This window comes from Pseudonocardia sp. NPDC046786 (assembly GCF_040645415.1).
Classification (GTDB): domain Bacteria; phylum Actinomycetota; class Actinomycetes; order Mycobacteriales; family Pseudonocardiaceae; genus Pseudonocardia; species Pseudonocardia kongjuensis.
The window spans coordinates 323,470-346,672 of the sequence record NZ_JBEYYF010000001.1 but is presented as its reverse complement, the minus strand read 5'-3'; the positions used below and the strand labels follow the sequence as shown (position 1 = coordinate 346,672).

The 23,203-nt window shown below is 73.7% G+C and carries 24 protein-coding genes; 12 read left to right on the top strand and 12 right to left on the bottom strand.

Annotation, left to right across the window (positions count from 1 at the left end; translation table 11 throughout):
• Positions 1-138: 138 nt before the first annotated feature.
• Together ABZ881_RS01755 and ABZ881_RS01750 are read left to right on the top strand one after the other, a co-directional pair.
• Complete coding sequence (locus ABZ881_RS01755; RefSeq protein WP_358480963.1) at positions 139-1,428, top strand: nucleotide sugar dehydrogenase; 1,290 nt, start codon at positions 139-141, stop codon at positions 1,426-1,428.
• A complete protein-coding gene (locus ABZ881_RS01750) occupies positions 1,421-2,014 on the top strand; it encodes an acyltransferase (protein ID WP_358480961.1) in 594 nt (197 codons plus the stop codon). Before ABZ881_RS01755 ends, ABZ881_RS01750 begins: the two co-directional genes overlap by 8 nt.
• Here the strand turns inward: ABZ881_RS01750 and ABZ881_RS01745 are convergent.
• Positions 1,975-3,171, bottom strand: coding sequence for a hypothetical protein (locus ABZ881_RS01745; RefSeq protein WP_358480959.1), 1,197 nt, complete (start codon positions 3,169-3,171; stop codon positions 1,975-1,977). The genes ABZ881_RS01750 and ABZ881_RS01745 overlap by 40 nt on opposite strands.
• A gap of 43 nt (positions 3,172-3,214) precedes the next feature.
• Between ABZ881_RS01745 and ABZ881_RS01740 the strand changes: the two genes are divergently transcribed.
• The 5 genes from ABZ881_RS01740 (at position 3,215) to ABZ881_RS01720 (ending at position 9,110) form a co-directional block, all read left to right on the top strand.
• Positions 3,215-4,192, top strand: a complete 978-nt coding sequence (locus ABZ881_RS01740; protein ID WP_358480957.1) for a hypothetical protein — start codon at positions 3,215-3,217, stop codon at positions 4,190-4,192.
• Complete coding sequence (locus tag ABZ881_RS01735; RefSeq protein WP_358480955.1) at positions 4,189-5,676, top strand: oligosaccharide flippase family protein; 1,488 nt, start codon at positions 4,189-4,191, stop codon at positions 5,674-5,676. The genes ABZ881_RS01740 and ABZ881_RS01735 overlap by 4 nt, the downstream gene beginning before the upstream one ends.
• A gap of 172 nt (positions 5,677-5,848) precedes the next feature.
• The gene (locus tag ABZ881_RS01730) at positions 5,849-6,940 is read left to right on the top strand and encodes a DegT/DnrJ/EryC1/StrS family aminotransferase (protein ID WP_358480952.1); all 1,092 of its coding nucleotides are present in this window, start codon (positions 5,849-5,851) and stop codon (positions 6,938-6,940) included.
• Positions 6,940-7,932 (top strand): Gfo/Idh/MocA family oxidoreductase, encoded by a 993-nt coding sequence (locus tag ABZ881_RS01725; protein WP_344024177.1) that lies wholly within the window; start codon positions 6,940-6,942, stop codon positions 7,930-7,932. The genes ABZ881_RS01730 and ABZ881_RS01725 overlap by 1 nt, the downstream gene beginning before the upstream one ends.
• Positions 7,929-9,110: a glycosyltransferase family 4 protein gene (locus tag ABZ881_RS01720; protein ID WP_358480950.1), complete on the top strand. Its 1,182-nt coding sequence runs from the start codon at positions 7,929-7,931 to the stop codon at positions 9,108-9,110. Before ABZ881_RS01725 ends, ABZ881_RS01720 begins: the two co-directional genes overlap by 4 nt.
• Here the strand turns inward: ABZ881_RS01720 and wecB are convergent.
• Genes wecB through ABZ881_RS01705 form a run of 3 tightly spaced genes read right to left on the bottom strand, consistent with a single transcriptional unit; the run spans position 9,093 to position 11,346 of the window.
• The gene (gene wecB / locus ABZ881_RS01715) at positions 9,093-10,154 is read right to left on the bottom strand and encodes a UDP-N-acetylglucosamine 2-epimerase (non-hydrolyzing) (RefSeq protein WP_358480949.1); all 1,062 of its coding nucleotides are present in this window, start codon (positions 10,152-10,154) and stop codon (positions 9,093-9,095) included. The genes ABZ881_RS01720 and wecB overlap by 18 nt on opposite strands.
• Before the next feature lie 45 nt (positions 10,155-10,199).
• Positions 10,200-10,664 (bottom strand): DUF2304 domain-containing protein, encoded by a 465-nt coding sequence (locus ABZ881_RS01710; protein ID WP_358480948.1) that lies wholly within the window; start codon positions 10,662-10,664, stop codon positions 10,200-10,202.
• A 4-nt stretch (positions 10,665-10,668) separates the two neighbouring features.
• A complete protein-coding gene (locus ABZ881_RS01705) occupies positions 10,669-11,346 on the bottom strand; it encodes a glycosyltransferase family 2 protein (RefSeq protein WP_344024185.1) in 678 nt (225 codons plus the stop codon).
• Between the two features lie 127 nt (positions 11,347-11,473).
• Here ABZ881_RS01705 and ABZ881_RS01700 point away from each other — a divergent pair, with 127 nt between their 5' ends.
• The 4 genes from ABZ881_RS01700 (at position 11,474) to pseI (ending at position 14,871) form a co-directional block, all read left to right on the top strand.
• On the top strand, positions 11,474-12,472 hold the full coding sequence (locus ABZ881_RS01700; protein WP_358480947.1) for a putative sugar O-methyltransferase: 999 nt from the start codon (positions 11,474-11,476) through the stop codon (positions 12,470-12,472).
• Between the two features lie 86 nt (positions 12,473-12,558).
• Positions 12,559-13,101, top strand: coding sequence for a DUF3558 family protein (locus ABZ881_RS01695; RefSeq protein ID WP_358480945.1), 543 nt, complete (start codon positions 12,559-12,561; stop codon positions 13,099-13,101).
• A 72-nt stretch (positions 13,102-13,173) separates the two neighbouring features.
• A complete protein-coding gene (locus ABZ881_RS01690; RefSeq protein WP_358480944.1) occupies positions 13,174-13,551 on the top strand; it encodes a hypothetical protein in 378 nt (125 codons plus the stop codon).
• Between the two features lie 261 nt (positions 13,552-13,812).
• Positions 13,813-14,871: a pseudaminic acid synthase gene (gene pseI / locus ABZ881_RS01685; RefSeq protein ID WP_358480942.1), complete on the top strand. Its 1,059-nt coding sequence runs from the start codon at positions 13,813-13,815 to the stop codon at positions 14,869-14,871.
• On the opposite strand, the gene ABZ881_RS01680 is transcribed toward pseI, so the two are convergent.
• On the bottom strand, positions 14,872-15,729 hold the full coding sequence (locus ABZ881_RS01680; RefSeq protein WP_358480940.1) for an alpha/beta hydrolase: 858 nt from the start codon (positions 15,727-15,729) through the stop codon (positions 14,872-14,874). It abuts the gene before it with no gap.
• Entirely contained in the window at positions 15,726-16,214 is a 489-nt protein-coding gene (locus ABZ881_RS01675) for a MarR family transcriptional regulator (RefSeq protein ID WP_358480938.1), read from the bottom strand. Before ABZ881_RS01675 ends, ABZ881_RS01680 begins: the two co-directional genes overlap by 4 nt.
• Before the next feature lie 88 nt (positions 16,215-16,302).
• Here ABZ881_RS01675 and ABZ881_RS01670 point away from each other — a divergent pair, with 88 nt between their 5' ends.
• On the top strand, positions 16,303-16,443 hold the full coding sequence (locus ABZ881_RS01670; protein WP_358480937.1) for a hypothetical protein: 141 nt from the start codon (positions 16,303-16,305) through the stop codon (positions 16,441-16,443).
• A gap of 141 nt (positions 16,444-16,584) precedes the next feature.
• On the opposite strand, the gene ABZ881_RS01665 is transcribed toward ABZ881_RS01670, so the two are convergent.
• The 6 genes from ABZ881_RS01665 to ABZ881_RS01640 all read right to left on the bottom strand — a co-directional run bounded on the left by ABZ881_RS01665 (position 16,585) and on the right by ABZ881_RS01640 (position 23,042).
• Positions 16,585-17,370: an energy-coupling factor transporter transmembrane component T gene (locus ABZ881_RS01665; RefSeq protein ID WP_358480935.1), complete on the bottom strand. Its 786-nt coding sequence runs from the start codon at positions 17,368-17,370 to the stop codon at positions 16,585-16,587.
• On the bottom strand, positions 17,367-18,044 hold the full coding sequence (locus ABZ881_RS01660) for an ABC transporter ATP-binding protein (protein WP_344024205.1): 678 nt from the start codon (positions 18,042-18,044) through the stop codon (positions 17,367-17,369). The genes ABZ881_RS01665 and ABZ881_RS01660 overlap by 4 nt, the downstream gene beginning before the upstream one ends.
• A 10-nt stretch (positions 18,045-18,054) precedes the next feature.
• Positions 18,055-19,176, bottom strand: a complete 1,122-nt coding sequence (locus ABZ881_RS01655; RefSeq protein WP_358480933.1) for a thiolase family protein — start codon at positions 19,174-19,176, stop codon at positions 18,055-18,057.
• Positions 19,173-20,552: a class I adenylate-forming enzyme family protein gene (locus ABZ881_RS01650; RefSeq protein ID WP_358480931.1), complete on the bottom strand. Its 1,380-nt coding sequence runs from the start codon at positions 20,550-20,552 to the stop codon at positions 19,173-19,175. The genes ABZ881_RS01655 and ABZ881_RS01650 overlap by 4 nt, the downstream gene beginning before the upstream one ends.
• 134 nt (positions 20,553-20,686) lie before the next feature.
• Positions 20,687-21,265: a biotin transporter BioY gene (locus ABZ881_RS01645; protein WP_358480930.1), complete on the bottom strand. Its 579-nt coding sequence runs from the start codon at positions 21,263-21,265 to the stop codon at positions 20,687-20,689.
• A 208-nt stretch (positions 21,266-21,473) separates the two neighbouring features.
• Positions 21,474-23,042 carry a DUF222 domain-containing protein gene (locus ABZ881_RS01640; RefSeq protein WP_358480928.1) on the bottom strand — a complete coding sequence of 523 codons (1,569 nt, stop codon included), beginning with the start codon at positions 23,040-23,042 and terminating at the stop codon, positions 21,474-21,476.
• Positions 23,043-23,203 lie beyond the last annotated feature (161 nt).

Sequence of the window (23,203 nt, the reverse complement as noted above, 5' to 3'; positions counted from 1 at the left end):
CGGTGCCTCGTCGAGCGAACGCGACACGGTAGCGCCCACCCGGCTCCGGTCGTCCGTCGCCACACCGTCGACGAGCCGGACCGGCCCCGCCCGTAGGCTCGCCGCCGACGTCCGCACCGCTTCCGGAGGACCTGTCCCGTGCACATCGCAGTCATCGGACTCGGCAAGATCGGCCTCCCGCTGGCCGCCCAGTTCGCGTCGAAGGGCCACACCGTCGTCGGGGTCGACATCGCCCCGGACGTCGTGCGGCTGGTCAACGAGGGTGTCGAGCCGTTCCCCGGCGAGGCGGGCCTCGCCGCCGCGCTCGCCGAGCTCGTGCCGTCCGGAGCGTTGCGCGCCACGACCGACTACGCCGACGCCGTCCCGTCGGCCGACGTCGTCGTGCTGGTCGTCCCGCTCTTCGTCGACGAGGAGGCGTGTCCCGACTTCCGCTCGCTGGACGCGGCGACCGAGGAGCTCGCGGCCCACCTGACCCCCGGCACGCTGGTCTCCTACGAGACGACGCTCCCCGTCGGGACCACCCGCGACCGGTGGAAGCCGATGCTGGAGAAGGGCTCCGGGCTGGCCGAGGGGATCGACTTCCACGTCGTCTTCTCGCCGGAGCGGGTGCTGACCGGACGCGTGTTCGCGGACCTGCGCAAGTACCCGAAGCTGGTCGGCGGCCTCTCCGCCGCGGGCGCGGAGCGCGCCGTCGCGTTCTACTCGGCCGTCCTCGACTTCGACGGGCGCACCGACCTCCCGCGGCCGAACGGCGTCTGGGATCTCGGCTCGGCCGAGGCGTCCGAGCTGGCGAAGCTGGCCGAGACGACCTACCGGGACGTGAACATCGGCCTCGCGAACCAGTTCGCGCGGTTCGCCGGCGCGACCGGCATCGACGTGCACCGGGTGATCGAGGCCGCGAACTCGCAGCCCTACAGCCACATCCACCAGCCGGGCATCGCCGTCGGCGGGCACTGCATCCCGGTCTACCCGCGGCTCTACCTGTGGAACGACCCGGACGCGACCGTCGTGCGGGCCGCGCGGGAGGCGAACGCGTCGATGCCCGCCTACACCGTGGGACTGCTGGAGGGCGCCTTCGGCGACCTGACCGGTGCCCGGGTGGCGGTGCTCGGCGCGGCCTACCGGGGCGGGGTGAAGGAGACGGCGTTCTCCGGGGTCTTCCCGACGGTCGCCGCGCTCCGCGACCGCGGGGCGGTGCCGCTGGTGCACGACCCGCTGTACTCCGACGACGAGCTGACCGCCCTCGGGCTCGACCCGTACCACCTGGACGATCCGGCTGACGCCGCGGTGATCCAGGCCGACCACGCCGGGTACGCCGAGCTGGGGCCGGACCGACTGCCGGGTGTGCGGGTGCTGGTCGACGGCAGGCGGATCAGCTCGGAGGACCGCTGGCCGGGCGTGACGTACCGGGTGATCGGCCGTGCCTGAGCCGTACGTGGCCCCCGGTGCCGACGTGGCCGGTTCCGCCCGGCTCGGTGACGGCGTCAAGGTCTGGCACCTCGCCCAGGTCCGTGAGGACGCCGAGCTGGGCGCGAACTCGATCGTCGGCCGCGGGGCCTACATCGGTACCGGGGTGCGGGTCGGGGAGAACTCGAAGATCCAGAACCACGCGCTCGTCTACGAGCCGGCGGAGCTGGCCGCGGGTGTCTTCATCGGACCGGCGGTCGTGCTCACCAACGACACCTTCCCGCGGGCGGTCAACCCGGACGGCACGCAGAAGAGCGCATCCGACTGGGACTCCGTCGGGGTCACGGTCGGCGAGGGAGCCTCGATCGGCGCCCGCGCCGTGTGCGTCGCACCGGTCACGATCGGGGCCTGGGCGACCGTGGCGGCGGGGGCCGTCGTGACCCGGGACGTTCCGGCGCACGCGCTGATGGTCGGCGTCCCGGCCCGCCGGATCGGCTGGGTGGGCCGGGCGGGCGTCCCGCTGGTGGAGAAGGACGGGCAGTGGCACTGCCCGTCGTCCGGTGCGGTCTACACCGAGGACGGCGGCTCGCTGCGCGAGACCGGCTGAGCGCTGTCCCCGAGCAGCTCGGCGACGGCGGCGCGGGTGACCGCGGCGTCCTCGGCCGAGTTGAGCACGGCGGCGGCGCGGTGCGCGGCCTGCTTGTACCCGGCGACCTGCTCGGGGGTGAGCGCGGCGAGGGTGTCGCGCATCGCCGCCGCGGTGTGGTCGGGGGCGATCGTGCCGAACCCGTGGCCGGTGATCAGCCGGTCGGTCTCGGGAGCGGAGTTGAACACCACGGCGAGCCGGGCCTGGACGAAGTCGAAGATCTTGTTCGGCAGCATCAGGCGGTGGTTCGGGGTGAGCGGCGGCAGGCTGTAGATGCCCACGTCGTAGCCGTTGAGGACGGGGACGAGCTCGTGCGGGCGGACGGGATCGCGCAGCGCGATCCGCGGGTCGCCGCCGATCAGGTCACGCAGCTTCGCCAGGTACCGGCCGCCGTCGCGGCCCGGCACCAGGTACAGGTCGAGCGTGTACCGCTCGTCCAGTCCGCGGACGGCCTCGATCAGGGCCTCGATGTTCCGGCCCGGCACCGCACCACCGCTGTGCACCAGCCGGATCCGGCCCTCGGCCGGCGGGCTCGGTGCGATGTCGTGGAACGGCCCGGCGTTGCGCACGATCCGGCACGGGGTGGCGAACCGGTCCCGGTACAGCTCGCCGATCGCCTGGTTCACGGTCGTCACGGTCGACATCAGTGGCAGGTACTTGCGGCACTGGTGGTACATGAAGGGCCGGACGAGCAGCCGCCAGGACGTCACGTGCGAGCGTTCCTCGGGCGCCCACTCGTGCATGTCGGCGAGGACCGGCGCGCCGCGAGCCACCCGGTGGGCCAGCGCCATCGCCCGCGCCTCGTTGGCGATCACGACGTCGAAGCTGCGGCCGGCCAGCAGCTCGGCCGCCGCCCGGAGCGCCGGCGCGCGCAGCTCGACGGTGTCGAAGCGCCGGGCGGCCAGCAGCGCGACACCACCCAGGGTCTGCGGCAGCGAGGCGAGGCCGGGATCGACGGACAGATGCTCGTGGACCCCGGCCGGGGCGTCGCCGTAGCCGACCGTCGTCACGTCGCCGAGCCCGGTGAGGACATCGAGCTGGCGCAGCACCCGGGCGTCCGCGGTGATGTCGGAGAACGAGATGCAGAGGATCCGCCGCCGTGGCGCTCCGTCGACCATGGCGCCGCAGTCTAGGGACCTGCCGGTCTCTACGATCGCGCGCATGTCGTCGCCGTCGGTGCTGCACGTGAACGACGCCGCGTTCACGGCCGAGCGGATGATCACCGAGGCGCACCGGCGCGGGCTGGACTGGACGCTGCTGCCGAAGGCGGCACCGGACCAGGAGTGGCGGGGGATCACCGGGCGGGCGCGACGCGCGGCGATCGGGGCGGCGTGGGTCGCCCGGCTGGCGGTGGCCGCGCGCAGGCACGACATCGTGCACGTCCACTCGGCGTCGACGCTGGCGCACTCACGCCTGGGCGCACCCCGCTACGTCGTGCACTGTCACGGCACCGACGTCCGGACCGCGCAGTACGACCCGGCCCGGCGATCGTCCATCGTGGACGGTCTGCGCAGCGCGGAGGCGGTGCTCTACTCGACCCCGGACCTGGCCGAGCACGTGCTGGCGCACCGGCCGGACGCGGTGTACCTGCCGGTCCCGATCGACGTCGACGCGGTGCCGGAGTGGGCGCCGGACGACCGCCGGCGGGTGGTGTTCGCGTCCCGCTGGAGCCCGGACAAGGGCGTCGGCACCCAGCTCGCCGTCGCCCGGGAGCTGATCGCCCGGTTCGGCGACCGGATCGACCTGACCGGCCTGGACTGGGGGCCCTGTGCCGGCGAGGCGGCGGCGTCCGGTGTCCGGCTGGTGCCGCGGACCGGGCACGCCGGCTACCTCGCGCTGCTGGCCGGCGCGTCGGTGGTCGTCGGGCAGGCAGCCGGCATCCTCGCGGCGAGCGAGCTGGAGGCGCTGGCCGCCGGTGCGCCGCTCGTCGTCCCGGACCCGCTACCGCTCTACGACGGTCCGCCGGTGCTCGCCGTCCCCGCGGGGGACGCCGCCGACGCGGTCGCCGCCGTGCTCGACGGCACCCAGCCGCACGATCCCGCGGCGGTCCGCGGCTGGACCCGGTCGGTGCACGGGGTGGCGTCCGCGGTGGACGTCGTGACCGGCCTGCACCGGAAAGTCCTGGCGGACCGCGGATGACCGGGATCCGTCCGGTACTCGGCCGGATGTTCACCCCGGTCCGGCTGGACGACCCGACCCCGACCTCACTGACCCGTGGCGGTTCGCTCGCGGTGACCGGGCTGCTCGCCCAGGGGGTGCTCCGGTTCGCGACCTCCTGGCTGGTGGGCCGGCTCGCGGGGCAGGCCGAGCTGGGCGTCGTGGCGTCGGCGATCGCGGCGGCCACGATCCTCGCGCTGCTCTGGCCGACCTCGACCGGCAGCGCGGCGTCGAAGTTCCTCGCCAGGGCGCGCGGGGCCGGATCGGTCGACCAGGCGCGTGCGGTCGCCGCCCACCTGCGACGCCGGATGCTGCTTGCGGTGCTGGTGCTCGCGGCCGCGGCAATCCCGGTGTGGGTCTACCTGGACGGCGGAAGCCTGACCGGCGCACTCGCCGTCGCGCTGCTCACCATCGGCTACTCGGGCTACAGCTTCACCCGGGGCGTCCAGTTCGGCACCGGTCAGACCCTGCGGGCCACCAGCTGGGACGTCCTCTGTGTCGCGCTCGGCCTGGTCACGCTGACGCTCATGCTGCTGAGCGGTGTCCGCGGGGTCGCGCTGGTGCTCCCGCTCGCCGTCGCCTACGGCGTGTACGCCGTCGCGGGCTGGCCGTTCGGCGGCGGCGGGAAACCGGAGCCCGCCCGGCGCCGGGAGATGGACGGCTTCGTCGCGCTCGGCGCGGTCGGCTCGCTCGCGAGCGCCGGGTTCCTCCAGCTCTCCCAGATCGTGACCCGGCTCGTCTCGGGGGACGAGGGGGCCGGGGAGTACGCGGCGGCGGTCGCGCTCGCCACGCCCGCGTCGATGCTCGCGGTGTCGCTGTCACTGGTGCTGCTGCCTGCGCTGTCCGAGACCCTGGGCCGGGCCGACGAGGCGGCGTTCCGTGCCCGCACCGACCAGGCCAACCGGTCGCTGGCCGTCGTCGTCGTCGCCGTCTTCGGGTCGATCGTGCTCTGCAGCCGGTTGCTGATCCGGGTCGTCTGGGGCGACACCTACGCCGGCGCCGCACCGATCCTCGCCGTCCTCGCGGTCGCCGTGCTCTGCACGACGCTCGGGGTCGTCGCGGTGAACGCGATGACGGCCCGGTCGCAGCGCGGAATGGCGATCAACGTCGCGGCGAGCCTGACCGGGCTGGTGGTCGGCGCGGCGGTCTGGGCCGTCGTGGCGCCGTCGTCCGGTGGGATCGGGGTGGCCACCGGTTACCTGGCCGGGACTCTGGTCATCGCCGCGATCCCGATCGGGTACGTCTGGCGCACCTCCCGGCAGCGCTGGGCCAGGCTCTACCTGAGGATCGCCGCGGCGGTCGTCGTGCTCGCAGTGCTGTACGACGCGCAGGACCGGTTCGGCCTGCCGCTGGGCCTCGACGTGGTTGCGGCGCTCGTGTTCCTCATCGGATGGATCGCCCTCAACCGGAGGGACGCCGCCCGGTTGCCGTGGCCGGGGCGCTCCGGGCGTTCCGGGGGCTCCTGACACGACCCGCCGCTCGGCTCGCCCGGTGAACGTATCGCCGGGGCCCCTTCGAGCGTTGTTGCATTCAGGTGTCGAAAACATGCACGGCGTGTGTCGGGGATGGACCCTGCGATCCACGTCAGGCAGGTGGAGATACTGTCGCTCCGACACATAGGCGTAACAAGGACACCGGGTGAGCACTGAATTCATTCCGGCAGCGAAGCCGGTAGTGGGTAGTGCCGAACGCAGTGCGGTCGATGCCGTGCTCCGTTCGGGGATGCTGGCGCAGGGTGCGGAGGTCGCCGCGTTCGAGCAGGAGTTCGGGCGCGACCTGCTCGACGGCCGCGCGGCGGTCGCCGTCAACTCCGGCACGTCCGCCCTGCATCTGGGCCTGCTGGCCGCAGGCGTCGGACCGGGTGACGAGGTCATCGTCCCGTCCTTCACGTTCGCCGCGACGGCGAACGCGGTGGCACTCACCGGTGCCACCCCGGTCTTCGCCGACATCCGGCGCGCGGACTACACGATCGATCCCGCGCATGTGGAAGCGCTGGTCGGGGAGCGGACCCGCGGGATCATGCCGGTCCACCTCTACGGCCACCCGGCCGACATGGGCGGATTGGAGCGGATCGCGGCCGAGCACGGCCTGGACATCTACGAGGACGCCGCCCAGGCGCACGGCGCGAGCCTGCACGGCCGGCTCGCCGGGACCTTCGGCCGGTTCGGGGCGTTCAGCCTCTACCCGACCAAGAACATGACCTCCGGCGAGGGCGGCATGGTCGCCACCGCCGACGGCGAGCTGGCCCGGACCGTGCAGCTGCTGCGCAACCAGGGCATGGCCACCCAGTACGCGAACGAGATCGTCGGCTTCAACGCTCGGATGACCGACGTCCACGCGGCGATCGGCCGGGTCCAGCTCGCGGCGCTGCCGGAGCGGACCAAGGCCCGCCGGGCAACGGCCCAGTTCTTCGACGCGAACCTGCGCGGTGTCGGGCTCCCCGCCGTCGGCGACGGCGTCGTGCACGTCTACCACCAGTACACGATCACCGTTCCCGAGGACCGCGACGGCTTCGCAGCCGCGCTGCGCGAGGAGTACGCGATCGGTGCGGGCGTCTACTACCCCACGCCGGTGCACCGGCTGCCCGCGTTCGCCAGGGAGGAGCGGCTGCCGAACACCGAGTGGGCGAAGGACCGGGTGCTGTCGCTGCCGGTGCACCCGTCACTCGACGACGAGGACCGGGAACGGATCGTCACCGCGGTCAACGCGCTGGCGAGGGCGGGAGCCTGATGAGCGATCTGCGTGTGGGCATCATCGGACTCGGGATGATGGGCAGGCACCACGCCCGGGTCGTCCGCGAGACCAGCGGGGTCGAGCTGGTCGCCGTCGCGGACCCGTTCGGCGACGTGCACGGTGTCGCCGGGCCGCTGACCGCGCTGGAGAACGTGCACCAGCTCATCGAGGCCGGCATCGACATGGCGGTCTGCGCCGTGCCCACCGCGCAGCACGAGGCCGTCGGCCTGGCGCTCGCCGAGGCCGGGGTGCACACGCTGATCGAGAAGCCGATCGCGCACAGCGTCGAGGCGGGGGAGCGGCTCGCCGAGGCGTTCACCGCGCGCGGGCTGGTCGGCGCCGTCGGTCACGTGGAGCGGTACAACCCGGCGCTGCAGTCGCTGCGTGCGCGGATGGCGAACGGCGATCTCGGCGAGATCTACCAGATCGCCACTCGACGGCAGGGGCCCTTCCCGGCGCGCATCGCCGACGTCGGCGTCGTCAAGGATCTGGCCACCCACGACATCGACCTGACGATGTGGCTCGCCCGGTCGTCCTACGTGGAGCTGCACTCGCAGGTCACCAGCCGGTCGGGCCGGGAGCACGAGGACATGGTCGCGGCGACCGGCCGGCTGGCGAACGGGGTGATCACGAACCACCTGGTCAACTGGCTGTCGCCGATGAAGGAGCGGGTCACGGTGGTGACCGGCGAGAAGGGGGCGTTCGTGGCCGACACCCTCACCGCGGATCTCACCTTCCACGGGAACGGCGTCATCGACACGGAGTGGGACTCCGTCGCGAACTTCCGCGGCGTCAGCGAGGGCGACGTGACCCGGTTCGCCATCCCCAAGCCGGAGCCGCTGCGCACCGAGCACGAGAGCTTCCGTGACGCCGTCCTCGGCATCGGGACCGGCATCGTGACGCTGGCCGAGGGGCTCGCGACGCTGCGCACCGCGGAGTGGCTGATCAGCGCGGGGGCCGCAGCGCGGATGGAGGGGGTGCCCGCATGAGGGTCGTGCTGGCGTCCCGCCTGTTCGTCCCGGAGGTCGCCGCGGCGGCGTTCCGCCTCCGCGCGCTGACCGACGCGCTCGCCGGGGCGGGCCACGAGGTCACCGTGCTCACGACCAGGGCCCCGGAAGCCGCCGGACCGCCACCGGAGACCGGTGCCCGGGTGCTGCGCCGGCCGGTGCTGCGCGACCGCAGCGGCAGCGTCCGCGGCTACCTGCAGTACGCGAGCTTCGACGTCCCGCTCGCGTTCCGCCTGCTCCTGCGCCGGATGGACGCGGTGGTCTGCGAACCGCCGCCGAGCACCGGTGTGGTCGTCGCGGCGGTCTGCGCACTGCGACGTGTGCCGTTCTTCTACTACGCGGCCGACATCTGGAGCGACGCGCTGGTCGCCGCCGGGGCACCACGACCGGTGGTCGCGGTGATGCGCGGCTTGGAACGGATCGCGCTGCGGCGGGCGACCGGGGTGCTCGCGGTGTCCGACGGCGTGGCGGAGCGGGCGGTCGCACTCGGTGCCACCCCCGGGCGGGTCGAGGTGGTGTCGAACGGTATCGACACCGCGACGTTCACCCCCGGTCCGCACCAGGAGGACGACCCCGGGCCGCTGCTGGTCTACACCGGGACGATGTCGGAGTGGCAGGGGGCGGACGTGTTCGTCCGGGCGCTGCCCAAGGTCCGCCGGAGCGTGCCGGACGCGCGGCTGGTCTTCCTCGGCCAGGGATCGGCCGAGCCGGAGCTGCGTGAGCTGGCCTCGCGACTGGCGCCCGGAGCCGTCGAGTTCGGCGGGATCGTCCCGCCGGAGGCGGCCGCCCGGCTGCTGCGGTCCGCGCGGGGTGCGCTGGTCAGCATCGTGCCCGGCCGGGGGTACGACTTCGCCCGCCCGACCAAGATCTACGCGGCGACCGCCTGCGGCACCGCGGTCCTGTTCGCCGGCGCCGGCGACGCCGCTGCCCTGGTCCGGGACAACGGGCTGGGGCTGGTCGCCGACCACAACCCGGACGACGTCGCGGACCGGATGATCGATCTGCTCACGGGCGCCGCGATCGATCCCGATCATCTCGTGCGCTGGACCGAGGAGAACGCCTCGCTGCGTTCCACCGGCAGGCGAGCCGCACGGTGGATCGAGCAGAAATGCGCCACCCGCAGCGTGGTGCCGGCCCGCCCGTCACCCGACCCGGGCTGACTCCAGGGCGTCGATCACCGCGGCGGCCGCCGCGCCGGTGCCGTACGGGGTCGCCTCCGTCGCCTGCGGCGCGGGCCGGGCGACGATCGCGGCCAGCCGGTTGAAGCCCTCGTCGAACAGCACGTTCCAGCCGAGATCGACCGTCTCGACCCACTCGGTCTCGGGCCGCAGCGTCGTGCACGGAACGCGGAGCAGGAACGCCTCCTTCTGCAGCCCGCCGGAGTCGGTGATCACGCCACGGCTGTGCGCGACCGCGTTCACCAGCTCGGGGTAGCCGAGCGGGTCACAGACCCGGATCGAGCCGGTGTCGAGGGCGATCCCGTGCCGCTCGGCGAGGCTCCTGAGCCGTGGATGGGCGAGCAGCAGCACCGGGCCGTCGACCGCGGCGAGCCCGGCCACGATCGCCCGCAGCCGTCCGGGCTCGTCGGTGTTGTCCGGCCGGTGCACGGTGGCGACGTGGTACCCGCCGGGCTCGATGCCCGGGACGGGCAGCGGGGCGCCGGCCACCGATTCGCGCACCCTGAGCAGCACGTCCGTCATGACGTCGCCGACCAGCACCGTCCGCTCGGCCAGCCCCTCCCGACCCAGGTGCCCGACCGCGGTCTCGGTGGGAGCGAGCAGCAGGTCCGCCGCGTGGTCGGTCAGGACCCGGTTCTGCTCCTCGGGCATCCGCCGGTTGAACGATCGCAACCCGGCTTCCAGGTGCGCCACCGGGACGTGCAGCTTCACCGCGGCGAGCGTGCCGGCGAGCGTGGAGTTCGTGTCGCCGTAGACCAGCACCCAGTCCGGCCGGGTCTCCAGCACGACCTTCTCGAGCCCCTCGAGCATCGCCGCGGTCTGTGCGCCGTGACTGCCCGAGCCGACACCGAGATTGACGTCCGGCGCGGGGATGCCCAGATCGGCGAAGAACGCGTCGCTCATGTTGGCGTCGTAGTGCTGGCCGGTGTGGGCGATGAGGTGCTCCACCCGTCCGGCGGCCGCGGCGGCCACCGGGGCCAGCTTCACGAACTGCGGCCGGGCACCGACGACACTGAGCACGCGCACGCGGCGGAGCATACGGACGGGTGCGTCACCCGCTCGCATCGGCCGTCAGGACGTCGTCTCGTGATCCCTGGCCGAGCGGCTGCCGTTCGGCGAGGCGCCGACCGTGGTCTCCGCAGTCTCCGCGCTCCCGGCGTCCGGCGCCTCGTGCCGCCGCAGCATCGCGGTGAGCTCCTCCTCGCGCCGGGCCAGCTCGGCGTCCCGGATCGCGATCTGCCGGGCCAGGTTGGTCAGGTGCTGGCTGATCTCCCGGTCCCGCAGGTAGGTGTTCAGCATCCCGAACACGAACGCCACGACCAGCAGGTACACGATGAGGTCGGTCCCGCGGCCGACGCCGACCATCCGCGCGAGCGCGGTGACGTCCTCCGGGCGGAGCACCGCGTAGATGTTGAGCAGCACGAACAGGCCGAACGCGAGCCGCTTGCTGGCCCGGATCCCGACGTTCTGCCCGCTGCGGACGAAGTAGACGAGCGCCGCCAGCGCCGCGGCCACGAGGACGATCTGCACGATCACGGCGTCACCTCTGTCGGACGGAGAGGTCGAACAGGATGTTCACCCCGTTGAACAACGACTGGCCCTTGGACCGGGAGTACTCGGTGTAGCGGATCGTGACCGGTTCCTCACGGATCCGCCACGACGAGGAGGCCAGCGCCGCCACGATCTCGGAGGCGTGCGCCATCCCGTTCATCGAGATCCGCAGCTCCTCCACGACCGGCCGGGACAGCACCCGCAGGCCGTTGTGCGCGTCGGTCAGCTTCAGCTTGCGGCTGGCCGGCGACAGGGTCGCGACGGTGCGCAGCACGATCCGCTTGAGCAGCGGGATCGGCTCGGTGGAGGCGAGGAACCTCGACCCGAGCACGACGTCGGCCTCGCCGTCGCGGACGATCGCGGCCATCCGCTCGGCGTCGTCGATGTCGTGCTGGCCGTCGGCGTCGAACGTGACGATCCGCTTCGCGCCCTGCCGCAGCGCGTAGTCGATCCCGGTCTGCAGGGACGCGCCCTGGCCGAGGTTGATCGGGTGCCGGACGAGATGCGCCCGGGTGCCCGCGATGCGCTCGGCGGAGGCGTCGCGGCTGCCGTCGTCGACGCACACGACGTTCGGGAACCGGGTGCGGATCTCGGTCACGACGTCGGCGATGACGGTCTCCTCGTTGTACACGGGGACCACCACCCAGGTGCCGGTGTCGGCGACCACGTCCACTCCTTCGTCACGGCCGGACGGCTGTCGTGCGCCGCCCGGGCAGGCTATCGCCCCCGCTCGCGGCGTCCCGGGACGGTGGGGCAACGAACCGGACTCACGTGACATTTCGTACGGTGGTCCGGTGGACCCCAGGACGCTGCTCGAGCTGATGCTGTCTGATCTGGAAGGCGCGCCGGAACTCTACCGGCCGACGAACTTCTGGCAGACGGGGCTGGAGAAGGTGGTCGCCGACCTGCGTGAGCGCGGTTTCGCCGAGTTCCGCAGGCACCCGAGCGCGACCTTCTTCTACGCGCCGCGGTACGCGCCCGTCTCGCGTCCGGCGGCGGCGCTGTCGCGCGCGTTCGGCATGGCCGGAACGCCCGGCAAGCTGATCTCCGAGCGGATCGACCAGGTCCCGGTGGCGCGGGCGCACCACGCCACCGTGCGCGCGCTCGATCCCGCCGACCGGGCCCCGTACCTGGACGGCTTCTCCGAGTCGACGGTCGGCGCCCCGACCGAGCAGCTGGTGTTCGACGGCCGCCGGTTCAGCCGCTCGTCGTTGAACTACCTGCGTGGCCTGGTGATGCTCAAGCGGGCCGCCCCCGATCTGGACGTCTCGACGGTGCTGGAGATCGGCGGTGGGTTCGGCACGCTCGGCGAGATCCTGGTCCCGCGCAACGACGGCATCCGCTACATCGACGTCGACATCCCGCCGGTCGCCGCGGTCGCCACGCACTACCTGCGCGAGGTGCTCGGTGGTTCCCGGGTGCTCGACTACGCGGCGACCCGCGAGCAGGAGAAGATCGTGATCGACGAGATCGCCGAGCCCGCGACGGTGCTCTGCCCGTGGCAGCTGCCGCGGCTGACCGGGACCGTCGACCTGTTCGCCAACTTCATCTCGTTCCAGGAGATGGAGCCCGAGGTGGTGCAGAACTACGCGAACCTCGTCACCGATCTCGGCGCCCGCTGGCTGCTGCTGCGCAACTCGCCGACCGGCAAGCCGAACGTCCGGGAGCCCATGCTGCGGCACCGCTACCTGGAGTTCTTCGACCACTACGAGCTCGTCGACTCCGACGCCGGGCTGTACGGGCAGGACTCCGAGGGCACGGTGTCCGAGGTGATGGTGCTCGCGCGCAAGTGAGGGACGGCCGCCGGTTCCGCCGATCGCGTCCGCGGGGGCCGGTCCGGCACTAGCCTGTGGATCTTCCGAGTTCTCCGGAGGTCCAGGTGGCCCGCCCTGTCCTGATCCTGTTCGTGCTGGTCACGGTGGGTGCGCTGCTCGCCGGGTGCGGTAGCGGCGAGCCGGAGAGCCCCTTCCCGGAGCGTCCGGCCGAGATCGACGTGTCCACCGTCGACCTCTGTCGCGCTCTCACCGCGGAGGAGCAGGCCGAGCTGGGTGTCGAACCGGGGGAGGCCAGTACCGGGGAGCTGTCCAACGGTCCGACCCGCATCTGTGGGTGGAGCAACTACGTCGACGGCTACAACTACGGGGTCCAGACGATCGCCGACGCTGCCGTGGTCGCGGTCGGTGGCGAGGACACGACGGTCGATGTCATCGATGGGTACGGGGTGGTCGTGGCGACGGCGCACGGTGCGTCGGCGCCGGGTTGCAGCGTCTACGTCGACGTCTCCGACGCCCAGGCGATCCGGGTCCAGGCGCAGGCGACCAAGGACGACGCGACCGGTATCCCGTCGTTCGAGACGGTGTGCGGCCGGGCCAGGTCCCTCGCGTCGACGGCGATCCGGAACCTCGGCGCGGCGGCGCCCTGAGCGTTCGCGCGAGCGAACCGGTTCCGCCGGACCGGGCTCCGTCGGAGGTCGAGCTTCCTACGGTTCGCCGGCATGGACATCGACGCACGACTGCCCCGCGGGACCGCCTCGGACAGCCTGATGACGCAGATCGACATCGGCAACGTGTTGCAGGTCCGGGACGCACTCGCCCAGCAGGCCCGCTCCATCCAGAAGGCGTTGAGGGAAGCGTACGGGCTGGCGAACATCGGGCGCTGCGGCGACGATCCGGTGTCGCGGGACGCCCAGCGGATGTTCCAGGCGAAGATCGACTCGATCTTCGCTGCGCATCGGGCACACGTCGCCGAGCTCGACGAGGCGTGCGCCCGGCTGGGCGAAGCGGCCCGGCAGTACGGGCTGGTCGAGGACGAGGCCGCCGGATCGTTCGGCTCCGTCGAGACCCCGTCGGGTCAAGCCCGGGGCCCTTCTTGATGATCTTCGAGGGACCGGGTGGCTCGATCTGTTCCGTGGGTGTGTGTGGTGTTCGTGGTGGACGTCGTGCTCGCGGGGTGTCCGGCGGGTCCGCGGAGGCCGTTCCCAGGACACTCCGGTCGATCGCCGGGCCTCCTGCCGTCGCCGGCACGGACATCGACGCACGGTGTCGCGCGACGCCCAGCAGATGTTCCAGCCGAACCCGGTCACGTCCGTCCGTCGCCCGGAACGCTGTCGGGGACGCTGGCTACCCTCGGGGACATGCGCACCCCGGACCCGATCGAGCTCGGCGGCCACCGCGTGGGCCCCGGCGAGAAGCCCTTCGTCATCGCCGAGGTCTCCGGCAACCACAACGGGTCGCTGGACCGCGCCCTGGAGATCGTCGAGGCGATCGCGGGCTCCGGTGCGCAGGCGGTGAAGTTCCAGACCTATCGGGCCGACACCATCACCATCGACGCCGACGGCCCGGCCTTCCGGATCCGCGACGACCACGGCCTGTGGGGCGGGCGGAACCTCTACCAGCTCTACGAGCAGGCGCACACGCCGTGGGAGTGGCACGAGCCGCTGTTCACCCGGGCCCGCGAGCTGGGCCTCGTCCCGTTCTCGTCGCCGTTCGACCCGACGGCGATCGAGCTGCTGGAGTCCCTCGACGCGCCGGCCTACAAGGTCGCCTCCGCCGAGCTCGTCGACCTGCCGCTGATCCGGGCGATGGCCGCCACCGGGAAGCCGCTGGTCGTCTCGACCGGGATGGCGACGCTGGCCGAGATCGACGCCGCGCTGGCCGCCGCCCGGGAGGGCGGGGCGACCGAGATCGTGCTCCTCGCCTGCACGGCCTCGTACCCGGCCGACCCGGCGGACGCGAACCTGCAGACGATCCCCGCGCTGCGCGAGGCGTTCGGCGTGCCGATCGGACTGTCCGACCACACCCCGGGGATCGGCGTCCCGGTCGCCGCCGTCGCACTCGGCGCGGTCGCGATCGAGAAGCACGTGACACTGCAGCGGGCCGACGGCGGCGTCGACTCCGACTTCTCGCTGGAGCCCGCCGAGCTGGCCGCGCTCGTCACCGAGACCGACGTGGCCCGGCGTGCGATGGGCCCCGCCCGGTTCGGGCCGCGGGAGTCCGAGCGGGACACCCTGGCGCTGCGCCGGTCGCTCTACGTCGTCGCCGACGTCGCCGCCGGGGACAAGGTGACCGAGGAGAACGTGCGCTCCATCCGGCCCGCAGGCGGACTGCCGACCGACACCATCGGGACCGTCCTGGGGCGGACCTTCACCCGCGACGTCGCCCGCGGCACACCGCTCACCTGGGACCTGATCTGATCAGCGACCCTCCGCGAGGAAGGCTCTGACCAGGGCGTTCACCTCGTCCGGGGACTCCCGGTTCGACCAGTGCCCGCGCCCGGGCAGCACCTCGAGCCGGGAACCCGGCACGGCGGCCGCCACCTCCCGGGTGCGCGCGACCGGGACCCCGGCGTCCCGGTCGCCCTGGACGAACAGCGCCGGGCACCGGATCTCCCCCAGCCGGGGTCGCAGGTCGACCCGCATCCGCCGGAACCCGATCGAGTCGTTCTGCCAGTCCGAGCTGGTCGCGCCACCCCGGCGGGCCTCGGCCAGGCACTCGTCGACGATCGCGTCGAAGTCGTCCGGGACGCCGGCTCCGAACAGCGCCCTCCGGACGAACCACGCGACGGTCGGCCGGTTCCGGAAGGCCAGGTTCGGCAGCGTGCGGTTCAGCAGCGGCAGCTTCGCCGTCAGCCACAGCAGCTGATGGACGACCGGGGGGAACGACAGCGTTCCGGCCGGGGCCAGCGCGACCAGGCGTTCCACCCGCTCGGGATGCTCGATCGCGTAGGCCAGCGTCAGCGCACCACCCTGGGACAGCCCGACGACGGCGGCCCGCTCGACGCCGAGGTCGTCGAGCACGTCGGTGATCGTGCGGAGCAGGACGTCGTGCGTGGCGCGACCGTGCCACGGGCGGCTGCGGCCCTGCTTCGGCCAGTCCGGTGCGATCACCCGGTGGTCGCGGGCGAGGTCCGGGATCATCCGGGCCCAGCTGAGATTCGCGTTGTCCATCCCGGCGCCGGAGAGCAGCAGCACCGGGGGGCCGGTGTCGCCGGCCAGGTGGACGTGCAGCCGCCCCTCGGGGCGGTCGATCACGTGTTCGCGCAGGGTGGTCATCGGTCTCCTCCGGCGTCGTGTTGCTGCGCGCGGCCTGCCTCCCAGCGTTCCCAGAGCGCCGGCAGCTCGGCCTCCAGGAACAGGTAGAGCTCGTGCACGTGCGCGAGCCGTTCGCGACGGGCCGCAGGGGCGCCGGTCAGGGCGTCCAACCCGTGTTCGAGCACCGCCCGGAACTCGGTCGCCCGTGCGTACCGGGCGGCCAGCATCCGGCTCCAGCCGTCCGGTGCGATCCGGAACAGCTCGACGCGGTCGCCCCGGCGGCGCACCCGCTCGACCAGCCCGCCGGGCGTCAGCATCCGGGTCGCGGTGCTGATCGAGCTGCGGCTCACACCCAGCACGGCGGCCAGGTCGGCGGCGGACTGCTCCGGCGGGTCGCTGATCAACAACCAGCCGATCACCCGTCCGGTGATCAGCGGCATGCCCTCCCGCTCGAATGACGCGGCCACCTCGTCGACGAAGTCGAGCTCAGGTTCCGTCGGTGTCATGAGATGACCGTACAGTCATTGCAGCAATTACTGCAACAACTGTATGTGCGGGTGTTTCGGCCGGCCGCGCCTGCGGTACCCGGGAGGCATGACGACCACGATGGCCGCCGATCCCGATCGCTCGCCGGATCCCGGGAAGCAGGATCCGGACGAGGAGGTGCCCGCCAAGCCGGACGTGCCGTCGGGCGAGCCCGCCCCCGAGCCGGACGAGCCGGTCCCGACCGGCTGACGGTGCCAGGCTGCTGACGGTGCCGGACTGCTGACGGTGCCGGGGCGCTGGTGCCGGGCGGAGCGGCACACGGCTCGGGAGCTCGCCGAGCCGGGGCGCGGGCGGGACGGTCCGGGCCGGGGCTGCCGAGGGCCGGAGGGGTCAGGGGGTGCCGGTCGGGCGACGGGCCTCACCATCGGCGCTGCCGGCCCTGGGATCGTCGGCGCTGGCTGCGCTGGCTGCGCTGGCTGCGCTGGATGTGCTGCCGGTGGTCCGGCTGCCGGGGTCGCCACGGCCGTCGTTCGTGCCGTCCTGCCCGTCCTGCCCGTCCTCCCGGCTGTCGCCGCTGTCGCCCCATCCGCGGGCGGCGAGCGCCTCGCCGAGCGCGTCCGCGTGCCGCAACGTGCGGACCATGAACGGCACCGCGAACGCCGTCACCGATCCGCCGGCCCCGCGCGCCTTCGCCGCCGCACGGACCTGCCCGGCGATCCCCGACAGTGTCCCCACCGACTGGATCGTCAGACCGACGAGAAGACCGACGGTCTCCGGATCGACGCCGAACCGCCGCAGCGGCCCCATCGCCCGCTGTACCGCGCTGACCAGGTCGTCCACCCGGGTCGTCAGGGTGAACAGGGTCGCCGCGCCGATCGCCGCGACCAGCCGCAGCGCGATCACCGTCGCCCGCTCCGGCCCGAGCAGCCACCATTGGATGCCGCCGACCAGCACCAGCACCAGCACCAGCGTCCGCAGCAGCGGCCGGATCCGGCGCCACGGGATCCGGGCGACGACGAACCCGAGCGCGACCAGCCCGCACGCCCCGGCGAGCAGCCGCGGATCGGCGACGGCGACGGTGCCCGCCGCGAACACCAGCAGCGCGAGCAGCGACGGCCCGGCGGGCGTCCGGTGCAGCAGGCTGGTGCCGGGCTCGTAGAGGCCGAGCGGGGTCACGCCGCGCAGATCTTCCGGTAGTACGCGACGGCGGGGCCCGGCTCGTCGTCGGCGACCACCCGGCCCTCGTCGAGGACCACGACCCGGTCGAAGTCGTCGAGCAGGTCGAGATCGTGGGTGGCGAGCAGCACCTGCTGTCGCAGGCCGGCCAGGCGTTGCGCGAACGCCCGCTTGTTGCGCAGGTCGAGCAGGGTGGTGGGCTCGTCGCACACCAGGACGTCCGGATCGAGCACGAGCACCGAGCACAGCGCGAGCAGCTGCTTCTGCCCGCCGGAGAGCTGGTGCGCCGGGTGCTCGACGTGATCGCCCAGGCCGAACCCGGTGAGCACCTCGGCGGCCCGCCGCGCGCGTTCGGCGTGGTTGCGGACGGTGCGGCGCAGGGAGAAGGCGACGTCCTCACCTGCGGTCGGCATGACGATCTGGGAGTCCGGGTCGCTGAACACGAACCCGACCCGACGGCGGACCGCCGAGCCCTGGCGGGCCGGGTCGCGGCCGTCGACCCGGACCGACCCCGCGGTGGGGGTGACGAGCCCGTTGACCGTCCGGGCAAGCGTCGACTTGCCGGAGCCGTTCGCGCCCACCAGCGCGACCCGGCGCTCGGGCAGCGTGAGGTCGACGCCGTCGAGCACGGTCCGCTCGCCGTAGCGGTGCCCGACCCCGCTGAACTCGATCATCGTCTTCCCCTCACCGGACGACCCGCCAGCGGGTCGCGACGCCGAGCCCGCCGCCGGACGACAGCGCCGCCAGACCGGTCTCACCGTGACCCTGCACGACGAGCCGGTGGAACAGCCGTACCACCAGTACCGCGCCGGACGCGCCCCACGGATGGCCGAGCGCGAGCGCGCCGCCGTCCGGGCTGACCGTGCGCTCGTCGAGGCCGCCGGCGTCGAGGCAGGCGAGCACCTGGCCGGCGAACGCCTCGGTGAACTCGACGACGTCCGGTGCGGGACCGGGCAGCGCCCGGACGGCCGGGACCGCGCCGAGACCCAGCAGCGCGGGATCGCAGCCGCGGGTGGCGGCGGCATCCAGTGCGAGCCCGGGGACGCCGAGCTCCCGGCGCCGCTGCTCGGAGACGACGAGCACGGCGGCGGCGCCGTCGTTCACGCCGCAGGAGTTGGCGGCGGTGGCGGTGCCGTCCGGGGTGAACGCGGGCCGGAACCGGGCGAGGCGCTCCGGGGTGAACCGGTCGCGCGGGCGTTCGTCGGTGCCGACGCCGCCGACCGCGACGATCTCGGCGTCGAACCGGCCGGCCCGCTGGGCGGCGACGGCACGGGCGTGGCTGCGGGCGGCGAAGGCGTCCTGCCGCTCCCGGGAGACGCCGCACCGGGCGGCGACCGCGTCGGCGGCCGGGCCCATGTCCGGGTCCGGCCACCCGGCGGGGGCGAACGGTGCGCGGGTGTAGGCGGTGCCGTCCGGCCGGAGCCGCGCCGGTGCCGTCGACGGGGACTCGGTGCCGCCCGCCAGGTACGCCGAGCCGGCTCCGGCCCGGATCGCGGTGGCCGCGATGACGATCGCGGCGAGCCCACTCGCGCACTGCCGGTCGACGGTCATCCCGGGGACGTGGTCGCCGAGCCCGGCGCGCAGGGCCGCGACCCGCGCGGGATTGCCGCCGGGGCCGAAGACGTTGCCGAGCAGGACGTCGTCGACCGGGGTGCCGGTCCTGGCCGGGGTGTCGAGGGACGTCGCGAGCGCGGCGAGGACCGGGGCGGCCAGCTCGTCGACGGTGAACGCGCGCAGCGCGCCGCCCGCGGTGCCGATCGGGGTCCGCCGGGCGGCGATCACGACCGGGGTGAGATCGCCGGTCACGCCCGGCCACCGGACGGCTCGGGGAACGGCCGCGTGCCGAGGGTGCCGTCGCGCAGGGCGTCGTCGATCACCGACCGGGCGGGCTTGCCGGAGCCGAGCCGCGGGAGCGCCGGGACGAGCAGCCAGCGACGCGGGCGTTTCGCCGGGAACAGCGCCGTCCGGACCGCGGCCCGCAGTGCCCGGCGGGACGGCGCGACGCCGTCGGTGGCCTCGACGACCGCGGTGACCAGCGCCCCCAGCGAGGGGTGCGGGGTGCCCGCGACCACGACGTCGGCGACCCCCGGGACGCCCCGCAGCACCTGCTCGACCTCCTCGACCGCGACCAGGGTGCCGCCGGAGGTGATCGTCGTGGAGGCCCGGCCGTGCACGGTGAGCGCGCCGTCGGGGCCGAGATCGGCGCGATCGCCGACGGTGCTCGGGCCGGGGCCGATCGGCTGCAGGACGCCGTCGCGCAGCCGGCCGAGAACGGTCTGCGGGCTGTCCACCCAGAGGACGCCGTCGTGCACCGCGAGCCGGACTCCGGGGACCGCGCGGAGCGGTCCGGTGTCGCGGCGGAGCGCGATCAGCGAGTGCTCGGCCGAGCCGTAGTACTCGATCAGGACGGTGCCGGGGAGCAGCCGCGTACAGCGCTCACGCAGGGCCGGTGCGACGTGCGCGCCGCCGCAGACGATCACCGCCGGCGCGGGCCGGTCCGGGTGCCGGTCCCGGTCGTCGAGCAGCGTGGACAGCAGCGCCGGGACCAGGTGCACGGAACCGCCTGCCGGGAGATCCGCGGGATCGAACCGGTCGGTGGTGACGAGCCGGAGACCGTGGTGCAGGGCGTGCAGCGCGCCGAACAGGTAGAGCGTCGACGACGGCGGGCCCGGGACGAGGACCGGGCCCGGCAGCGGTCCGAGGACGTCGAAGCCGAGCAGCCACGAGGCGCGGGTGCGGGCGAGGACGGTGGGCGGTCCGGTGCTGCCGGACGTGGTGGGGAGGAGGAACGGGTCCGTGCCGTCCGGCTGGCCGCGCGGGCCGGTCGGCCGGTGCTGCCCGGGTTCGGGCCGGCCAGTGCCGGTGCCGGTGCCTGAGCCGGTTCCGGCGGTACTGACGTCGAGCACCCTGCTGGGTGCGGTGTCGGCGAGCACGGCTGCGCGTTCCCGGTCCGACCAGCCCGGATCGGCCACCAGCGCTGCGGCGCCGGCCCGGTCGACGGCGAGCAGGTGGGGCAGGACGGACCACCGGACGCGTGCCGGTGCGTCGATCACGACACGGTCGCCGGGGCCGATGCCGTGGGCGCGGAGGTGCTCGGCAGCGACGGCCGTCGCCACGGCCATGCCGGGTGGGAGCAGGTCGGGTGGGACGATCGAGGTGCGGCCGGTGCCGGGCGGGGGCACCGTCGCGGTCGGTCGTTGCGGCTCGGTCGTTCTCGTCTGTTCGGTCCTTGAGGATGTGCCTGCTGGGCCCGCCGCCTGCGCCGGTCGGTCGGTCGTCGTGGAATCCGCTCGGGCCGTGCGACCGTGACCCGCCGTCACCGGACCCGCGGCTCGCGGGCCGGCGTCGGGAGGAGATCGGGCAGGGCCCGGTGCACCAGCGTGGCGATGACGGCGGCGAGGACGACCTTGATCAGGTCACCGGGCACGAAGACCAGCGACTGGACGAAACCGGACCACAGGTCCCCGACCACCAGACCGAGCACCGGCATCCCGATCAGGTAGTCGGCGAGCAGCCCGGCGAGGCAGGCGACCAGCAACACCGGCAACGTCCGGGTCCTGGCCCGCTGCACGATCAGGCCGGTGACCAGCGCGGACAGCAGCCACCCGACGAGGAAGCCCGCGCTGGGCCCGACGAACGGGGCCAACCCGCCCCGGCCGCCGGACAGCAGCGGCAGGCCGATCGCGGTCAGTGCGAGGAGCAGCGCCACCGACGCGGTGCCGAGCTTCCAGCCGAGGATCGCACCGGCGATGATCGGGCCCACGTTCTGCAGGACGATCGGGACGCCGGCGACACCCCCGAAACCGGGGAAGAGGCCGAGCACTGCGATGAAGGCGGCGAACACCACGACCCGCGCGAGATCGGCGGCAGGCAGCGTGGAGCGGGATCCGGACACGCGCGAAGGTTAGGTCACGCAGACGTGTCCCCGGCACCTCTGCGGGCGGCATCACCGCGCCACGATCGTGCCGCGCACCTCTCGACACCCTGACGCACCCGGCCCGGTGGCCGCGTGTGCTCCGTGATCGGCACCCGTGGGGGCCGCGGGGCCATCCGGAGCGACACCTCCCGCTCCGGATGGCCGTCGGTACCGGTCCGGTTGCCGGTCAGAACGGCGGCTCCGCGACGTCCTCGGCGAACCGGTCCCGCGCATCCGCACCCTCCCCGCGGGCCCAGGGGCTCGGTCCGCTCGCCTCCCCGCGGGCCCAGGGGCTCGGCCCGCGCGCCGGGCCCGCCTCGGCCCGCACCGGCCCCACCGGTGAGGGTTGCGCCTCGTAGGTGTGCCCGGACGGCGTCGTCCAGACCAGCGTGCCGTTCGGCCGCATCTCGACGTGCCAGCCCGGCATGTGCTTGAGCCGATGATGGGAACGGCAGAGCGGGGCGGTGTTGCCCGCGGAGGTCGGCCCGGTCGCCCGCACCGGATCGAACGGGACGACATGGTCGATGTCGCACCGGTGGGCCGGCGTCCGGCATCCGGGGTGGGCACAGCAGCCGTGCCGCGACCGCACCAGCCTGGCCAGATCGGCTGGTGGCCGGTAGCGCTGCGTGCCGTGGTCGAGCACCTTGCCGGTGACCGGATCGGTCACCAGCCGGTCCCACACGGAGGCCGGGTCGAAGGCCAGGGCCCGGGCGTCCTCCGCGGGGATCGGGCCGAAGCCCGCCAGCTCGGCCGGCTCGTCCCCGGCGCCGGTGAGGGTGTCGAGCGGGACGGTGACATGGATGTTCACGCGCACGGTGTTCCGCACGAACGGGCTGCCGCCCGCGGGTGCGGACGCCAGGCCCGGGACCCCGGTCGGCTCCGCGCTCGCGGCGCCGGTGGCGAGCGCGGTTCCGGCGCTCACCCGGCCGGTGTCGCGCAGCACGAGGTCCACCAGTGCGTCGGCCCGCCGGGCGTCCATGCCGCGCGGATCGGCGCTGCCGCAGCCGCGGGCGTGCTGGTCGACCACGGCGAGGATGCCGGTCGCCGCGGCGGCGGGCAGGAACGCCCGCAGCGTGGCCATGCCGTCGGCCTCGGCCTGGACCCGTACCCCGCGGTCGAGGGTCCGGCGCTCGCGGCGCCGGGCCCGGACACCGTCCGGCAGACCGGTCAGGAACCGGCGGATCGCTGCACGCAGCTGACCGGTGGTCTGGCCCGGAGCCTTCGGCAGGACGCGGGTGAGGAGCCGCTCGGTCTGCTCCGGTGTCAGGTCTGTGGCGGCTTCCACCAGAAGCAGGACCTTGGACCGGGACAGCAGGCCGGCCCGCGCCAACTCGGCGACCGGTGCGAGCTCGGCGGCGGACAGGCCCCTGGCCTCGTCGACCCGGTACCACGCGGATCCGGTGGTGAGCCGCAGCATGAGCCGCAGCTCCGCGACGATCGACTGCAGTGCATCGGGGACCGTGTCGAACAACCCCAGCGGTGGGTCGGTAGCGGGATCGTGCTCGGCGATGTGCCGGGCCATCGTGGACTCGGCGCCCTCGACGAGTGCGGCGATCTCGCAGCTCTGCAGCGCCTGCAAGCTGTTGATCACTCGCTCGAAGGCGCCGATGCGCTCCAGCCGCTCGGCCGGGGGATCACCGGGATCGGGTGGTCGCTCCAGAACCGCCACCACCGCGGAACCGGGCGGCATCTCGGACCAGCGGGTGGCGGTGGCCGGGGCAGTTGATGCGCTGGTGGTGGTGCCTGTGTCGAACATGTGGTCGAGTCTGCCGTGGACCCCTGACAGTTTCGGGTGGTCGACGGACGGCCGCGGCATGATTCACCTGGATGGAGCACTCCGGGAGCGTGGAGGTGCGGTGCCGGACATGTGCTCTGCCGGACGGTGTGGCCGGATCGGGCCCGTGTGCGGAGTCGGGC

Bases quoted from the DNA above. Each gene is read 5' to 3' on its own strand.
- ABZ881_RS01745 (WP_358480959.1), bottom strand. From the start codon at position 3,171: ATGGTCGACGGAGCGCCACGGCGGCGGATCCTCTGCATCTCGTTCTCC.
- ABZ881_RS01740 (WP_358480957.1), top strand. From the start codon at position 3,215: ATGTCGTCGCCGTCGGTGCTGCACGTGAACGACGCCGCGTTCACGGCC.
- ABZ881_RS01735 (WP_358480955.1), top strand. From the start codon at position 4,189: ATGACCGGGATCCGTCCGGTACTCGGCCGGATGTTCACCCCGGTCCGG.
- ABZ881_RS01725 (WP_344024177.1), top strand. From the start codon at position 6,940: ATGAGCGATCTGCGTGTGGGCATCATCGGACTCGGGATGATGGGCAGG.
- ABZ881_RS01720 (WP_358480950.1), top strand. From the start codon at position 7,929: ATGAGGGTCGTGCTGGCGTCCCGCCTGTTCGTCCCGGAGGTCGCCGCG.
- ABZ881_RS01690 (WP_358480944.1), top strand. From the start codon at position 13,174: ATGGACATCGACGCACGACTGCCCCGCGGGACCGCCTCGGACAGCCTG.
- pseI (WP_358480942.1), top strand. From the start codon at position 13,813: ATGCGCACCCCGGACCCGATCGAGCTCGGCGGCCACCGCGTGGGCCCC.
- ABZ881_RS01680 (WP_358480940.1), bottom strand. From the start codon at position 15,729: ATGACCACCCTGCGCGAACACGTGATCGACCGCCCCGAGGGGCGGCTG.
- ABZ881_RS01675 (WP_358480938.1), bottom strand. From the start codon at position 16,214: ATGACACCGACGGAACCTGAGCTCGACTTCGTCGACGAGGTGGCCGCG.
- ABZ881_RS01670 (WP_358480937.1), top strand. From the start codon at position 16,303: ATGACGACCACGATGGCCGCCGATCCCGATCGCTCGCCGGATCCCGGG.
- ABZ881_RS01660 (WP_344024205.1), bottom strand. From the start codon at position 18,044: ATGATCGAGTTCAGCGGGGTCGGGCACCGCTACGGCGAGCGGACCGTG.
- ABZ881_RS01640 (WP_358480928.1), bottom strand. From the start codon at position 23,042: ATGTTCGACACAGGCACCACCACCAGCGCATCAACTGCCCCGGCCACC.